Origin of the sequence: Spongiivirga sp. MCCC 1A20706, assembly GCF_046524175.1 — a bacterium.
GTDB lineage: Bacteria > Bacteroidota > Bacteroidia > Flavobacteriales > Flavobacteriaceae > Spongiivirga.
Map to the genome: position 1 here is coordinate 217,675 of NZ_JBEFZF010000006.1, position 15,684 is coordinate 233,358.

Here is a 15,684-nt window from a genome sequence, read left to right on the forward strand (position 1 = left end):
TAAACAAAATAACCAAAAAAAGAGACCTGTTAAGCACAAAGTGCTTAGCAGGTTTCCTTATTCAAGGACTAAAAAGAATCTTTTATGAGCAAAACTGCTATTATGGGTTTTGGTAATCCGGTACGGAGTGATGATGCTGTCGGTATTTATGTGATCGAGCAATTAAAGAATATAATTGGCAATCAGGGTGATATCAGCATTTTCGACATGGGTACTGCCGCCTTCGAGGTACTGTTTGGCTTAAAGGGTCATGACAAAATTATCCTAGTCGATGCCGTAATTAACACCAATGAACCGGTAGGGACTTTGTTTAAGCTTCCAGCTGAAGAAGTGCTTAGGGCACCTCAGGAAGATCCGATGGTTTTTTTACACGGTATGAAATGGGATCAAGCGCTGTCGTATGCCAAAAAGATATTACAGGATGATTATCCTGATGATATACAGGTATACCTAATTGCCGTTGAAAACACCAAGTTAGAAGTTGACCTTAGTGACGACGCAAAAATTGCTGGTGACAAGGTAGTGAAACACATTTTAGAAGATTTGAAAAGTACTGTTGCTTAAATGAATGGAAGTGGGATCCAATTAAAATCATCTCATATTTATCTTGATCATGTATTGGTCGATCAAGTTTTTGGTAATATTCATTACGCATATGTTGCCTTTGTAGAAGCGAACTCGCAACTACTTATTACTCCCGTAAGTAGTCAATGGTTTGTAAAAATGCATGACCCAGCTCAGTTTCTTTTGAAGAACAGAAATTTAAAAGGCGATAGAACGTTAGCGGTGCGAGAAATATTTATCGATAATGATTTAGATTCCAGTGATAGAATATTGGACTATGAATTAATAGAAAAAACAAAGCTTATAAAAGTGTATTTGTAATGAATAAACGGAACAACCCAGACAGCAAATGGCTTCTCGACGCAGAAGTACAATATCGCATTGAAGAAGTGAAAGGGCGATGGGAAGTTTCATTAGTATTTATCGACACCCATGATCCGAAGCATATTTTGATCAAATACATTAACAGTTATAGATCAAAGCGACTAGCTGAAATTAGTGCCAACGCAATGAAACAAACTGCGGAAAAAGATAAGCGCGGTACTCAAAAAGTAAATAAAGATGATTACAATATTAACAACAATTGATCATAAAATTTCCATCGAAAAGATGATCGCAACGGTCGATCGTTTAGATGAGTTGGTTACCGTCTCAACTGGGGGACTGCAAGTGAAGGCATCTGAAAAATTGATTACTGTTGAAAATAATACGATACAATGTAATATTGATTGGCATGATACCGAAGTCCCCATTTTATTTCAGGATCATGCATTAAATGAAGGTAATCTCTTAGCAATAGTTCATTATAAACTAGGTAATCAGCAACGGGCTTTCGAGTTTATTCAAAATGATAATCCCTTACATAACGAATTGCTTGCTGGCACCTATTTACAGTATGAATATGCTTTTAGTCAACCACTCAATGAAGCTATTCAAAAAACATCCTTACACAATGCAGCAGTAGTTTATCACTATGGTGCACAAGAAACCCCGAGTGACCTAGAAACTGCTCAGGCGAAATATGAACGTGCGCTAAAAGATAATGTTAGTGACGAAGTGAAAGCATTTACTTCGAAACACTATGTCAATTTTTTGCTGGATGCTGGTGATTTTAAATCGGCCGAAACAGTTGCCGAAGCATATTTAACAGAAGGGCTAAGTAATGAAGCAAAAAATGCATTGCTCATACAAAAAGCGAATGCAATGATTGGGCAATTATTAGTACCATATAATACCGAGAAACTCGATGCTATTTTAAATATTTTACAAGATGGCATTGAATTTTATGAAGAAAAACAATTGAATATTAACGCTGCGCTACTAGCTGTCGATGCGTCAGAAATGGCGAATTACAAATCGGATTTTATCACAGCCAAAGAATTAATTAATAAAGCGATTCTTCATTTTAGAAATGCTGAGATCCCGGAGTTTTTAGGCGAAGCTACTTTAAAAAAAGCGATCCTTTTATATACCTGGTCTAAAAATGGGAGTCCCCAGTATTACAAAGCAGCAATCAACGCATTTCAAGATTCACTGAAGGTATTTAAGCGGGATACTCATCCTAGAAAATTTGCTGACATACATCATAACTTAGCACTTATCTATTCTGAAATTCCTGTTTCACCAGAAGAAAAACCAATATGGACAGCATTCTGTGCTTCATCTTTTAAAGAGGTATTAGCTTTTTATAACAAAAAGGAATATCCGTATGAGTTTGCCATGGCAAGTCATAATTACGCTACAGCACTCATCGATTTTCCAGAAGCGAAACTTCATGATAACCTAGCAAAAGCAAACAGACTTTTTAAAGATGCGTTAAGTGTTCGAACAGCAGAGAGTTTTCCGTTTGAAAGAGCACTTACCAGATTAAATCAGCTAGAACTGGCTTGGCGATCACATAATGAGAATAGTGCTCAAGAACAAGTCAAAATTTCTGAGATGGAACAAATGGCAAAAGAAATAAAAACACTGGTAACTGACCGACAATTGCTCACACAAGCTAATGAGCATTTAACTAGAATTGAACAATTAAAAACCTTAATTTAAATGCACGAAACATCTATTGTACATAGCATTATGCGAACCTTAGAAATGGAGTTTGAGGCTGAAAAAATTCAAAAAATGAAAGCCATTCACCTTAAAGTAGGACTACTTTCTAACATCGAGCCACGCTTACTACATAATGCCTACCAAGCCTCGCATATGATGAATCCGCATTATCAAAAAGTAGACTTACATATTGAATCGACACCAATTAAAATACAATGTGAAATATGTAACCATGTCACAACGGTAAAAAACTATAGGTTTATATGTGACAATTGTGAACGTCCTAGCAAAAATCTGATCCAAGGAGAAGAAATGTTAATTCATAAAGTCGAGTTTGACGATTAAAACGAAAAAGAAAATGAGTATAGCTAAATCAACACAAACAGCGCGGGGTACCGTGCAATGTGAAAACACCAATATTAATTTGTTAAAAGCGAATGATTTTGTTGCCGACAGTATTCGAAAAGAAATGGCAAAAAACAAAACGCTATTAGTCAATATTACCAGTTCTGCGGGTAGTGGAAAAACCACTTTAATGCAAAAAACGGCCGAAAAACTAAAAGATAAATTAAACATGGCTGTGATGGTTGGTGACTTAGAAACTGAACGAGATGCCGACCGCATTCGCGAGACTGGTATTCAAGCGTTACAGATTGTGACTGGTGGAATTTGCCATTTAGAAGCACAGATGATCCACCAAGTATTGCCAGAATATGATCTGGCAAACATTGACCTTCTATTTATTGAAAATGTTGGTAATCTCGTGTGCCCGGCATCCTTTGATCTCGGTGAAGATTATCGGGTAACCCTAATGGCAACTACCGAAGGTGATGATAAACCTAAAAAATATCCACGGATGTTTTTAACGAGCGACATGATGTTGGTCAGTAAAAGTGACCTGCTACCCTACTTACCATTTTCTGTAGAAGCTGTAACCAAAGATGCTCGTGAGGTAAATCATGAGTTAGAAGTTTTTCAAGTATCGTCTTTAAATGGAGAAGGTATTGATCAATGGTGCGACTGGTTGGTTGAAAAAGTAACTGCTAAAAAACAGCATTAGTATAGGTGCAAACCCATCAAATACATATCACCGGGCAAGTACAAGGGGTTGGCTTTCGACCTCATGTATTTCATATAGCCAAAAAATATGGGTTATTAGGCACCGTATGTAATGATGGGACGGGTGTTGTTATCAAAGTAAATGCTGACAAAGATCTAAGCACAACCTTTACGCAGGAAATAATTACCAAAGCCCCGGAAGTTGCGAATATTCAAAACTGGGATGTTAAGAAAATAGAACCGCAGCAGTTTTCCGATTTTAAGATTATCCCGTCCGAAAAAAGCAGAAAAATACATTCTGCGCTAACCGCAGACTTTGGAATTTGTCTCCACTGTGCAGATGAAATTCAGGAACCTGAAAATAGGAGATTTCAATATCCTTTTACCACCTGTATTCATTGTGGACCGCGTTTTGCACTAACGGAGAAATTCCCTTTTGAACGGGAGCATACCGCCTTGAGCGAATTTAATATGTGCGCTGTTTGTCAAGAAGAATACACTAATCCCGAAAACAGACGTTTTCATTCTCAAACAAATAGCTGCCCAGCCTGTGGACCCCAACTGAAAATTACCAATGCTAAAGGCGAAGAAATTAATGGTAATCAAGACCAAATGCTATCAGTTTCAAACGCATTGGAAAATGGAAAGATTGTAGCTTTAAAAAATACCAGTGGTTATTTATTGCTCTGCGATGCGTCCAATGCAATTACAATTCAACAATTACGTGATCGCAAAAAACGACCTAGCAAACCGTTAGCATTACTATATCCCGATATCAATTCAATTGAAGCTGATTTTGACTGTAGTATATTTGAAAAGCAATGCTTAGAAAGTGTCCTTAGACCAATTGTCTTATTAAAGCCAAAAAATGAACAGATTCATCCTCAAAATGTAGCGCCCAAACTAAACAACCATGGTGTGATGCTTCCCTCGTCAGCACTATTAGTTTTAATTAGTCAACACTTTGGTAAACCTTTGATCGCAACCAGTGGAAACATTCATGGAAGTCCGATTATTTCAGATGCGCATGAGGCAATCGAAAAACTAAATAAGGTTGCTGATGTTTTTGTACATCACAACTTGAACATTGAACATCCGCAAGACGATAGCGTAGTTCGCTTTGTTGAAGATTACAAAATAATTATTCGTAGAGGTCGAGGTCTAGCACCTAACTATTTTGATTACACTGGTAAGCAATCAGCTATGTTAGCTTTAGGAGCTCATTTAAAAAGTACTATTGCTTATATTCCATACAGTAACTGCTATATAAGTCCATATTTAGGTAATCTTGATCATTATGAAGTACAAGTTCGATTAGAAGCAGTTATTGAAACCTATAATGAAATCTTTCAGACCAAGCCGTCACATCTTATTGTAGACAAACATCCGACTTACGCAAGTACGGTTTTAGGAAGGTCATTACAACACCAATATCTCGCTGAGCTATATGAAGTACAACATCACAAAGCGCATTTTGCCAGTGTGCTAAGTGAACATAATAGCTGGAACGTCAAAGAACCGATTTTAGGTGTCATTTGGGATGGTACTGGTTTTGGCGAAGACGATACGATATGGGGTGGCGAGTTTTTCACCTACCATAAGTATGAAATAAAACACAAGACACAACTTGAACCATTTGTGTGGATTGCTGGAGATAATATGGCTAAACAACCACGCCTGTCATTATTGAGCTTGATAAACAAAAATGATTTAGCCATTATAAAAGAAAAATTCAGTAATCAAGAATTGGCTGTTTACAATAAACTTATTGAAAAAAAAGAGCTTCAAACCAGCTCTGTAGGTCGACTTTTTGATGCGCTGGCCAGCCTGCTTTGTGATGCAGATTTTAACACCTACGAAGGTGAAGCACCTATGCAGCTAGAAACGCTGGCATCTACCTATGATGAAAAAGACCTCATTGACCTTTTACCAGAGAATAATTTTAGTGGCAAGGCATTAATAGCCAATTGCATTCATTCATTAAAAGATCAAGTACCAAAAAAACGATTGGCGGCGAGTATTCATTTTACGCTTGCAAATAGCATTATAAAACAAGCAAAAAAAATGGGAATAAGCACCGTAGCGTGCAGCGGTGGTGTCTTTCAAAATGCGCAACTTGTAAAGCAACTGATAGCATTGACAGAAAAAGAAAATATAGAACTATTGTTGAACCGTGCGTTGTCTTGCAACGACGAGAATATCTCGTTTGGGCAACTCATGTACGTCCAACATATAAAAAAAGAGACCTATGTGTTTAGCGATTCCTGGAAAAATTAAAAGTATTGAAACCCGTTATGACGGGGCCGTTAGATTTGCAAAAGTGGCATTTGGCGGTATTGTAAAAGAAGCTAGCTTAGAAATGTTACCCGATGTAGACGTTGATGATTATGTGCTCGTTCATGTGGGGGTTGCCATTAGTAAAGTCGATGAAGAAGAAGCGCAAAAATCTTTTAAATATTTAGAAGAATTAGGCGAACTAGGCGAACTCACCGATGTTGATGAATATTTACCGGAGGAACAATAAAAGATTAAAGCTATGAAGTATATATCAGAATACCGCGATCCTGAATTAGCGAAACAATACTTAGAAGAGATAAAAAAAACAGTTTCCAGACCATGGTCGATCATGGAAGTGTGTGGCGGGCAAACACACAGTCTGGTCAAAAATGGGATCATTGATATGCTGCCTGACGATATCACAATGATTCATGGTCCCGGTTGCCCGGTGTGCGTAACACCTTTACATTTAATTGACAAAGCTATTCACTTGGCACTCGACAAAAATGTCATTTTATGTTCATTTGGTGATATGCTTCGGGTTCCAGGTTCAGAGAAAAATCTATTGGAGGCCAAGGCCCAAGGAGGTGATGTGCGTGTGTTGTATTCCCCCTTAGAAGCGGTAAAAATTGCTGAAGGTAATCCGGATAAAGAAGTGGTGTTTTTTGCCGTTGGTTTTGAAACTACGGCACCTGCAAATGCCCTTTCTGTTATACATGCAGACCGAAAAGGGTTGAAAAATTATTCCATTTTAGCATCACATGTACTGGTACCACCGGCTATTAAGGCTGTTATTGATGATGAAGAAAGTAAAATAGATGGTTTCCTAGCAGCCGGTCATGTATGCACCATTATGGGTAATTCGCAATATCATCCATTATCAGAAGTGTATAAGGTACCGATCGTAGTCACTGGGTTCGAGCCTCTTGATGTCTTACAAGGTATCCTAATGGTTATTAGGCAATTAGAACAAAGTGTTTCAAAAGTTGAAAATCAATATGCTCGCATCGTTCGGGAGCAAGGAAATCCGGATGCCCAAAAAGTAATCAACCAAATATTTGAGGTGAAAAATCAAGTATGGCGAGGAATTGGTGAAATTCCTGAAAGCGGATTCCAGGTAAGACCTGAATTTGCCCAATTCGATGCTAATAAAAAGTTTAACATTCAAATTGAAGAAGCGCCAGAACATCCTGATTGTATTTCTGGTCAGATCATGAAAGGTTTAAAAAAGCCGTTTGAATGCGCACAATTTGGTAAAAAATGTACACCTACCAATCCGTTGGGTGCACCTATGGTTAGTAGCGAAGGTGCTTGTGCTGCATACTACCATTTTTCAGGATTAATTGAAGCATCATAAGGTTGGGCATTCCCCTTTTTCACTAAGGTGACAGAGGGTCAAGCTTTTGGTTACAATCTTTTTTTGCAAAAAAGGAATTTCACTGTAATCCATAATGCGTTACTTTTAGAATTCGTATGAAAAAAAATATAAAAATGAAGCTTCAATGCCCCATGCCAAAATTAGATTTTGATGTCATTACACTAGGGCATGGAAGCGGGGGTATACTTACTAATAAACTACTCGATAGCGGAGTTTTCGATTTACTAAGCAATGATATCTTAGATGAGCGTCATGACGGCGCAACCCTGGAACTTTCGGGCAAGACAGCATTTTCGACCGATAGCTTTTTGGTATCTCCTATTTTTTTTCCCGGTGGTAATATTGGTGAATTGGCTGTAAACGGTACCGTAAATGATCTAGCCATGTGCGGTGCGGTGCCAAAATACCTATCGCTTAGTTTTATTATTGAAGAAGGTTTAAAGGTAGCTGATTTTTGGGAAATACTAGTCAGCATAAAACTGGCTTGCGAGCAGGCTGGAGTGAAAGTTGTAACTGGTGACACCAAAGTAGTCGAAAAAGGAAAAGGCGATCAAATTTTTATCAATACCTCCGGCGTTGGCAGTATTCATACGAAAGCAAACATTGCTGCCAAAAATATTTGCCCTGGCGATCAAATTATCGTATCCGGCAATATCGCTTCCCATGGCATGGCCATCATGTCTGTTCGCGAAGGATTAGAATTTGAAACCACCATCAAAAGTGATACGCAAAACCTGAACCACCAAATTATTCAACTTATCGAAGAATTTGGTGGCAGTATTAAATACCTAACGGACCCTACACGAGGTGGCGTAGCTACTGTCTTGAAAGAATTGGTCAATACCACTGATCTTGGCATTGACATCAGGCAAAACGACTTACCAATACTTTCTGAAGTTGCCAATGCGTGCGAATTATTGGGCTTGGACCCGCTATATGTCGCAAATGAAGGTTTGTTTATTGCAATGGTTGATAAGGATATAGCAACCAGATTTATTAGCGCTTGTCACAAACTAAACCCTGAGCAACCCGCAGCCATTATAGGCGAAGTTGTTGCCGCACACCCAAAACAAGTAATATGCGAAAGTGCCATCGGAGGTAAGCGTGTGGTGAGCATGTTACCAGGACAACAACTACCTAGAATTTGCTAGTATATGGATTTTAGTAGTTTAGGTCCGCATGTTTATGATGCACGATTATTTAAAGGATCTGCCAGAAAACCCTTTCTTGCGCCTAGAGGTGTTCACATAGCTAAAGAGAAACTATTCGTTTCTGACACTGGGCAAAATCGGGTTTTTATTTGGCACAAAATTCCACAAACTGAATATGAAGAACCCGATGTTATTTTAGGCCAAATTGAAGTTGAAGCTTCTGAACGTAATCAGGGTGGGGCAGTTTCTGCAGCTACCTTACTCTACCCATCTGGTATCTGGAGTGATGGCACGATTTTGATTATATGTGACGCCTGGAATCATCGTGTACTTATTTGGCATGAACTTCCCACGCAAAACGGACAAGCAGCTGATGTCGTTATTGGGCAACCTGATTTTATGGGTAACCAACCGAATGTTGAGGGACAATCTGCAAACCCTGATGCAAATACCTTAAACTGGCCTTATGGAGTATGGTCAGACGGTACGCATATATGGATTGCAGATACAGGAAATCGCCGTATTCTTTACTTTGATGCTATTCCGACAAAAAACTTTACCAATGCGACAAAGGTCGTCGGAAAACCCGACTTACAAACCAGAGATTACGAAAATCATGAACCCATATGGCCTTATTCAGTTAAGATTAATGTGGAGGGCCAAATGATTGTCGCTGACACTCAGTTTTATAGAAATCTTATTTGGTATGATTGGAAAACAGCATTCTACCATAAAGCAGATGTTATCATCGGCCAACCTGATTTTGATGCCTGCGGGCAAAATCAATACGGACTATCTCCCAATCAACGTTCTTTAAACTGGACATATGACGCCTGTTTTTACAAAAATGGTATTCTGGTAAATGACACCGGAAATAGCAGAATTCTTTGGCATTCCCAAGTACCCAAAACCAATAATCAAGCTGCAAAAGCAATTATTGGTAGACCTGATTTCAATACCAGTAGTGAATACAAAGGCAATTTATTAGGTACAGAAAGCGCCATATATTGGCCATTTTCAATCTCGACCTACAAAGATCAATTAGTAATTGCAGACACCGGAAATCATCGATTGGTTTTAAGTAAGCTCAATCTTTAGATGGTGGTAAACAGCCAATAAATTCCAACTACAATTGCAAATACACCTCCAATTACGCGAATACTATTATTATAATTAGCCGAAGTTTTGTTTATCTTTTTTATGATGCCAAGAACTACAGTAAATAGGGTCATTGCGCCAACAGTTCCTAAGGCAAATCCTATTATATACTGAATGCTTTCTGTCTGTGATTCAAAACCAAGTACCGGCAATAATAAAATAAAATGGGCTATACCTGCCAACCCGTGAAGGAAGCCAATACCGATTGTAGATAATTTACCAAAATCAGTGTTCCTTTCACTTACTTTGATTTTCGGTTTTCGGAATACTTTTAGCAGCGCCCATCCTCCAACAATAAGCAATACAATACCAACTAGTTGTTCACTGTAGACAGAGATTGTCTCTACCGGAATGTACTCCTTAAAGAAAAGAAATAGTAAGCCGATCATCAACATACCGCCCAAATTACCCAACCCCCAAAGAAAGCCAACCTTCCACTGCTTTTTATTCATATCCAAAGCGATCGGCGTTACAGCTGCTAAATGATCTGGGCCTGTAACCACGTGTAATAAGGCTGCGATCAATCCTGAAAAAATGGGAAACACTAACACTAAAGAAAGATACTATTTATTTAGGAAAACAAAAGAGCTCTATACAACCTCTTTTTTCAAGGCTTAAAATGATTTTTTTGAAGTGCTATTTAATTTCTTAGCTTATTCTTCAAATGAAACGTATAAGTAAAATTGAAACCGAAATTAAAATTAGGCGGTTTAAAATTGAAATTATTACGTGTTTCAACAATAAAAGCATCCTCCACCATACTTGGTGTATTGGTCATCATAAACTGTAACATGACGTCACTTAACTCCCAGTTCACTCCAAGAGAGAAAGGGCCGTATGTATTAATTCCATCAACCGGATTTGCAACATAATAGTATTCAGAAACTAAAGAGACATGGCTGCCAAGCTTAAAACGAGCCCCGAAGCCAATCGCAAAATGATCCTGGTCATCTGTTTCTTGAAATACCAATCCGCGTTTTATAAAAGTTGGTGAAATCTGTAAAGAGAACTGAGGTGTAATTTTCTTTGCAATCAACAATTGTGAAGTGAATCCCTGTCTTTCCGAAAGGGTTTCATTATAACCAAATCTTGAAAAATCCCGGTCGTAATAACTTACATTTTGAAACAATGAAACACTAAACGGCCACCCTTTGCCATCTTTTCTTTCTCTTACCAGTTTGTATTTTAAAAATGCATCATAGCGTTCCTCAAAAGTGGTAAATCCTGCCCCGAATAACAAACGGTCTGAAATACCATATTCTAAAGCAATTCGCGAACTCATACGGTCAGCTACAAAACTTTGAGTTCGCTCTATAGGAAGATTCCAAAATCTGTTGGTGGTAAAAATATCAAGCGTTCCTGTTTTTCGCGTTTCAACGGAATGACCAATGCTAATTCTTGAGAATGCGAAGGTGGAGTTCGCGTACAATGGAGTGTCTTTTTGTTCTTTATCTAATATTTCTAGTAAATCTTGAGCTTTCAAATACGACGCGGTCATACCTAAAAACAAAAAGAATAGTATTTTTTTAGCTTTCATAAGGTTCGTATTTAAAATTAAAATCTACCGAAATTGTTTTAGCAATATTTCCTTTTAACAATGGTGGGATTTTTATACCATAGTCCCTTACCATTGCTTCAAAAGTACCAGTAACAACGAACTCATCATTCTCTGTCTTCTCTATTTTGGCCTTTATCTCTAACTCCTTTGTGGCACCGTGCATAGAGAACTTACCTTTAACTATTCTTGTTTGTATACCTTCGATATTAGGATCAAAATCAAAAATTTTTCCTTGAAAAATCGCTTTCGGATAAATATCAGACTCAATATAACTCTCGTTAAAATGTTGGCGCATCAATGCCTTTTCAAAAACAAAGGCATTCATAAGCATGCTTACCGCAATTTCCCCAGTTTTTAAATCTATAACACTAGATACTTGATTGTTCTCTGCCTTAATATGCTCAACCGAGGTATAGGAGAAAAAGGATACTTGACCTTGTTTGGCAATCACCTTTTCAGTGGAAGGCTGGTTGATTAAGAAAGGTAGTAATAGTATAATTACTAGTTTGTTCATCTTTATTCAGAAATGACACAATTTAAAAAAATGGCATCTTGTAAGAATCCTTTAAAAATACCCTTAATCTTAATGGTGTCGTTTGGTTTTAGTTTGGTTATTTTATCTTTTTGATCACTTTGCATATCGCAAATAATGCATGACAATTCATCTTTATTGGTCCCCAACAACACTGTGATGCGGTTATTGAGATTGTTCACTTCTTTTACAACTCCGTTTATCTCAACTACATTTTCGATTTTTAAGTAATTGTTATCCTGATTTTTACCCAGGTCTATAATAGTTTGTGCTTCTAATCGGTAGGTAGGCTCTACTCGTGCAAGATCAACAACATCAGGACTATTTAAGTAGGATATCATCATATATATCATAGCACAGATACCAATTAATGAAAGCAGAATACCAATTAAAATCCTATTTTTCTTCATTCTGATAATTCGTGATCAAGTAGCTAAATTACTAAAACCTAGAGCTAAAATTGCCCTAGGTTTTAAGCTAAATCAAATTAATTCTCTCTTTTTCAATCTACTATTGTGAATGTCCCAGTCATTGGACTGTGAAATTCGCAAATGTAAAATAAGGTATTGGGTGCATCATTTGGCACTACAAATTTGATCACCCCTTGCGAAGCTCCATTATCGGTAACCCCATTATTATACTGATCTCCTGTCCCGGTAGTTTGAGCCGACTTTATAAACAGTGGATGCCCTGGTGTATTTACGGTAAACTCATAGGTTTCACCTCTTTTTAAAGTGATATCAGGGTTTACTTCATCAGTCAAGTCTTCTCCATTAAAAACATAGGCCGTAGCTCCCTGGTTTGTAATCGAATACTTTTTGGTTGGAGGTTCCAACGCTTCAGGAGCAGGATTAGAGTTTTGGTTTAGCACAGGCCATGCTCCTGCCTGTGGGAAGCCCACACCATAGTTATCGCCACGTTCAACATCTTGCCCGAAAAAGTACAGCGGCCATCCTTTATAGGTTATCTGTTCTCTATTTCCAATACTAATTTTTCCAAAATCAGCTTTGTCAAGAACGCTAGGAACATTCTCCAGAGTCGCCTCAAAAATGGGCCATACACCGTTATTGCTAAAATCATCGGCGGTGAAATTGTTGGTATCTTCCTTGTCATTTATGAAGCTATACAGTGTGTTCCCCTCTGCATCAGTGATATAAAAAGTATCCTCATCACCTTCCTCATATGTACTTGTGAGGTTGGTTTCATTACCATCGATATCTCTACCTACCAATTGTGATCGAGCGATCATTATAGTATAATCCGGTTTCGCAACAAACCAAACACCTCCAGAACCATCACCGTTAATGTCACCAGCACTAGGATCATTTGCAAAAAGGTACAATGGCCAGCCCTTGTAGGTGGTTTGTTTAGAACCATCGTTTCTTGTTATCTCACCAAAATCACTAGCACTTAGCCCATTGTCTAGTGTTAAATTATCAGCGAAAAAAGCGGGCCACGCACCTTCACATGATCCATTACAATTCGATCCGTCTTTAGTATCAGGTGCAAAGAAGTATAATGTAAATCCATCTGAATTGGTCATTACATTACCAAAATTACCATCTGTTCGTAATCGAACAGCATTGTTCTCTGCCACTGGCGGATCTACGGGATCAACCGGATCAGAACCATAATCATCATCACTACAACTATAAAGTAGTCCTAAAGTCAAAATAAATACAATTAAATTTTTCATGATTTTTTTTATTAGTGTTTAAAGTTTTTATTAATTCTTGCCTCAATTACGAAGCCTTTTCGGATCGATGGGAAGACCACTAATCCTTCTATTATTGTTGCTTTGCCATCTTATCTTTTTAAGAAGCTAAGCCATATTTGTTGTCTTTACTTTTACATGTGCAGAAGGGCAACCTATAACTTGAAGTAGTCACCTCATCACCTTCAGGCGGGTACCCTAGTTTTGTTAGAATATTTAATACTTCTGAAACTTGATTTGCCCAATTGAAATTGAATACGATAAGCGATTCACTTGGAAATAGTATAAGATTTTGAACACCTTGATCTTTTAATATTCTTTTTTTAATTACTTCTGCACAACCCTCACAAAATGAATTTTGTACTGGAATTTTTGCAATACCTGTTCTCATAATCAGCAGATTTAAAAAATTCTTGAAAGATTAAATCCGAAGAAAATATCACCATCGCTCCAATCACCGGTGGCTTGACCCAAAAATGTGTTCACATTCATAGGCTGTGCGTTGGTAAAATGAAGTTGAAAAACATGTCCGCCAGTTTCTAAATCGAACCCGATTGATAACGGATTGGTAAATGGAGAATCTGATGCCCTGTTAAAATGCAGACCATAATCAACATTAAGTGACCACCTTTTAGTCAGTTTTTGCCTGCCCCCAAGGCCCAGCGCATACTGTGTGTTTTCTTGTGGTTCAAACGCAACCAAGTTATCGTGAAATAACGTTGGTACTAACTGAAGTGATAGATTATCACTCAACTTACTGGAGATTAAGGCCTGCACTGCATAACCCAACCTATTATCAAACTCTAATTTTGGAAGTTCATCTTTGTCTAACGATGTATTTATTAATACGCTATTAAAGAGTACCAAACTAATGGGCATCCCTTCCCTTTTCTGTCTTAAAAGTCGAAGCTTTAAAGAAGCTTCATATGTTTTTTGAAAAGAACTTCTCGAAACACCTATATTGATCCCATCGGTTAAGCCGTAAATAAAGTTTAATCGGGTAACCGCCTGGTCGAGGCCAAAAAAGTCTTTTATCCCAGTTTCAATGGATCCAAATCTATGCGAGACAACAAAGTAGAGTTCTTTTTTTGAAACCATTTTTGTCGATTCGAAATTCACAATTTTTAATCCTTTAAATGCTGCTGTTTCAAATTCATCAGATGCATCATATGTGTCTATCTCATTTAACAGATCATCTTGTGCTATGATGAATGATGGAATTATCAATAGTATGAATACTAATTTTTTCATGTTAGTTGATGCTAATTGTTATTTAGTTATTTACTAAGGTTGCTTGGTCGATCTTGACAAGTTCTAATAGATCGTCATAACCAACGCACCTGCCCTTTATCGTTACTTTATCATTGACAGTTAGACTGTTCAAAAATCCTTTGCCAAAATTGATATGTACCTCATTGTCAAGAACCAATGCATTTTGCTCAATGGCTGTAATTTTGCCGTCGGTTTGAATTACTTTATCTACATATTTCTGAGCGCTGTCAGTATTACTCATTACACTATTTAAGAAGGAAGATTCTAATTCAAAATCAACTCGCTCTGATGCAATATCCCTATGATCTTGATACATATAATTGTAGACTGAAAATCCAATGATGGCAGCTAGTAATGCCATAAAACCAACAATGCTATACTTTTTTCTAAGAATCATTGCTTACCAGTTTAAAGTCTAACTTCACGTTCACTTCTTTTGCAATCTTGTTGCGGACGATTTTAGGTATTTCGATATCAAAATCTTGTGGCGTCACCACAAATTCTCCGGTCATTGAAATTGTCCCTCCTATTTGTTGGACATTTAATACCGTCTCTACTTCTTTCTTCTTACCTCGTATTTCAAGGATACCCTTTACTGTTGCTTGCTTACTTTTGGTGGGATCAAAATTTAGAAGTTCGCCTTTAAAGATTGCCTTGGGATACTTTCCTGACTCTATGTAATTTTCATTAAAGTGCTCTTCCATCAAGGAGTTCTTAAAACGAAACCCCTTCATTAATGCCAATGCTGCTATTTGATTGGTCGCTTCATTGTAAATGACCGTAGTCGATTTGTTAACCGCTTTAACCTCTTCAAAAAGTTTCTCCGACGCCTCAAAGATGAGTACTCCGTTTTTTTCCAGGTATTTGGTTTGCGCGACGGCCGATGAGAAGATCACCACCCCGAAAAGCAATGCAAACCACATAATAAATTGCACTAACTGATTTTTGATTTTTTCCATTTGTTTTGTTTTT

Annotated in this window: 20 protein-coding genes; 11 read left to right on the plus strand and 9 right to left on the minus strand. The window is 37.6% G+C overall.

The window, feature by feature from the left end; translation table 11 throughout:
- The first annotated feature begins 84 nt into the window (after window positions 1-84).
- The 11 genes from ABN763_RS15195 (at window position 85) to ABN763_RS15245 (ending at window position 9,576) form a co-directional block, all read left to right on the plus strand.
- On the plus strand, window positions 85-564 hold the full coding sequence (locus ABN763_RS15195; protein ID WP_410486346.1) for a hydrogenase maturation protease: 480 nt from the start codon (window positions 85-87) through the stop codon (window positions 562-564).
- Window positions 565-885, plus strand: coding sequence for a hypothetical protein (locus ABN763_RS15200; RefSeq protein ID WP_410486347.1), 321 nt, complete (start codon window positions 565-567; stop codon window positions 883-885). It begins immediately after the preceding gene.
- Complete coding sequence (locus ABN763_RS15205; RefSeq protein ID WP_410486348.1) at window positions 885-1,151, plus strand: hypothetical protein; 267 nt, start codon at window positions 885-887, stop codon at window positions 1,149-1,151. The genes ABN763_RS15200 and ABN763_RS15205 overlap by 1 nt, the downstream gene beginning before the upstream one ends.
- Window positions 1,126-2,610, plus strand: coding sequence for a hypothetical protein (locus ABN763_RS15210; RefSeq protein WP_410486349.1), 1,485 nt, complete (start codon window positions 1,126-1,128; stop codon window positions 2,608-2,610). The genes ABN763_RS15205 and ABN763_RS15210 overlap by 26 nt, the downstream gene beginning before the upstream one ends.
- A complete protein-coding gene (locus ABN763_RS15215; RefSeq protein ID WP_410486350.1) occupies window positions 2,611-2,958 on the plus strand; it encodes a hydrogenase maturation nickel metallochaperone HypA in 348 nt (115 codons plus the stop codon).
- A 13-nt stretch (window positions 2,959-2,971) separates the two neighbouring features.
- On the plus strand, window positions 2,972-3,673 hold the full coding sequence (gene hypB / locus ABN763_RS15220) for a hydrogenase nickel incorporation protein HypB (protein WP_410486351.1): 702 nt from the start codon (window positions 2,972-2,974) through the stop codon (window positions 3,671-3,673).
- 5 nt (window positions 3,674-3,678) lie between these two features.
- Window positions 3,679-5,949 (plus strand): carbamoyltransferase HypF, encoded by a 2,271-nt coding sequence (gene hypF, locus ABN763_RS15225; protein WP_410486352.1) that lies wholly within the window; start codon window positions 3,679-3,681, stop codon window positions 5,947-5,949.
- Window positions 5,921-6,196 carry a HypC/HybG/HupF family hydrogenase formation chaperone gene (locus ABN763_RS15230; protein ID WP_410486353.1) on the plus strand — a complete coding sequence of 92 codons (276 nt, stop codon included), beginning with the start codon at window positions 5,921-5,923 and terminating at the stop codon, window positions 6,194-6,196. Before hypF ends, ABN763_RS15230 begins: the two co-directional genes overlap by 29 nt.
- A gap of 12 nt (window positions 6,197-6,208) precedes the next feature.
- Window positions 6,209-7,306: a hydrogenase formation protein HypD gene (gene hypD, locus ABN763_RS15235; RefSeq protein ID WP_410486354.1), complete on the plus strand. Its 1,098-nt coding sequence runs from the start codon at window positions 6,209-6,211 to the stop codon at window positions 7,304-7,306.
- 116 nt (window positions 7,307-7,422) lie between these two features.
- The gene (hypE, locus tag ABN763_RS15240; RefSeq protein ID WP_410486355.1) at window positions 7,423-8,478 is read left to right on the plus strand and encodes a hydrogenase expression/formation protein HypE; all 1,056 of its coding nucleotides are present in this window, start codon (window positions 7,423-7,425) and stop codon (window positions 8,476-8,478) included.
- 3 nt (window positions 8,479-8,481) lie between these two features.
- Window positions 8,482-9,576, plus strand: a complete 1,095-nt coding sequence (locus ABN763_RS15245; RefSeq protein WP_410486356.1) for a hypothetical protein — start codon at window positions 8,482-8,484, stop codon at window positions 9,574-9,576.
- Here ABN763_RS15245 and ABN763_RS15250 read toward each other — a convergent pair.
- The 9 genes from ABN763_RS15250 to ABN763_RS15290 all read right to left on the minus strand — a co-directional run bounded on the left by ABN763_RS15250 (window position 9,573) and on the right by ABN763_RS15290 (window position 15,671).
- Window positions 9,573-10,181: a hypothetical protein gene (locus tag ABN763_RS15250; RefSeq protein ID WP_410486357.1), complete on the minus strand. Its 609-nt coding sequence runs from the start codon at window positions 10,179-10,181 to the stop codon at window positions 9,573-9,575. The two genes, ABN763_RS15245 and ABN763_RS15250, sit on opposite strands and share 4 nt — an antisense overlap.
- 95 nt (window positions 10,182-10,276) lie before the next feature.
- Window positions 10,277-11,173 (minus strand): DUF5777 family beta-barrel protein, encoded by an 897-nt coding sequence (locus ABN763_RS15255; RefSeq protein ID WP_410486358.1) that lies wholly within the window; start codon window positions 11,171-11,173, stop codon window positions 10,277-10,279.
- Entirely contained in the window at window positions 11,163-11,708 is a 546-nt protein-coding gene (locus tag ABN763_RS15260) for a YceI family protein (RefSeq protein ID WP_410486359.1), read from the minus strand. Before ABN763_RS15260 ends, ABN763_RS15255 begins: the two co-directional genes overlap by 11 nt.
- A 2-nt stretch (window positions 11,709-11,710) precedes the next feature.
- On the minus strand, window positions 11,711-12,136 hold the full coding sequence (locus ABN763_RS15265) for an OB-fold protein (protein WP_410486360.1): 426 nt from the start codon (window positions 12,134-12,136) through the stop codon (window positions 11,711-11,713).
- Window positions 12,137-12,228: 92 nt separating this feature from the next.
- Entirely contained in the window at window positions 12,229-13,422 is a 1,194-nt protein-coding gene (locus tag ABN763_RS15270; RefSeq protein WP_410486361.1) for a hypothetical protein, read from the minus strand.
- A gap of 118 nt (window positions 13,423-13,540) precedes the next feature.
- Entirely contained in the window at window positions 13,541-13,831 is a 291-nt protein-coding gene (locus ABN763_RS15275) for a heavy-metal-associated domain-containing protein (protein WP_410486362.1), read from the minus strand.
- An 11-nt stretch (window positions 13,832-13,842) separates the two neighbouring features.
- Window positions 13,843-14,691, minus strand: a complete 849-nt coding sequence (locus ABN763_RS15280; RefSeq protein ID WP_410486363.1) for a DUF5777 family beta-barrel protein — start codon at window positions 14,689-14,691, stop codon at window positions 13,843-13,845.
- A gap of 22 nt (window positions 14,692-14,713) precedes the next feature.
- Window positions 14,714-15,109: a hypothetical protein gene (locus ABN763_RS15285; protein WP_410486364.1), complete on the minus strand. Its 396-nt coding sequence runs from the start codon at window positions 15,107-15,109 to the stop codon at window positions 14,714-14,716.
- Window positions 15,099-15,671, minus strand: coding sequence for a YceI family protein (locus tag ABN763_RS15290; RefSeq protein WP_410486365.1), 573 nt, complete (start codon window positions 15,669-15,671; stop codon window positions 15,099-15,101). Before ABN763_RS15290 ends, ABN763_RS15285 begins: the two co-directional genes overlap by 11 nt.
- Between the last annotated feature and the right edge of the window lie 13 nt (window positions 15,672-15,684).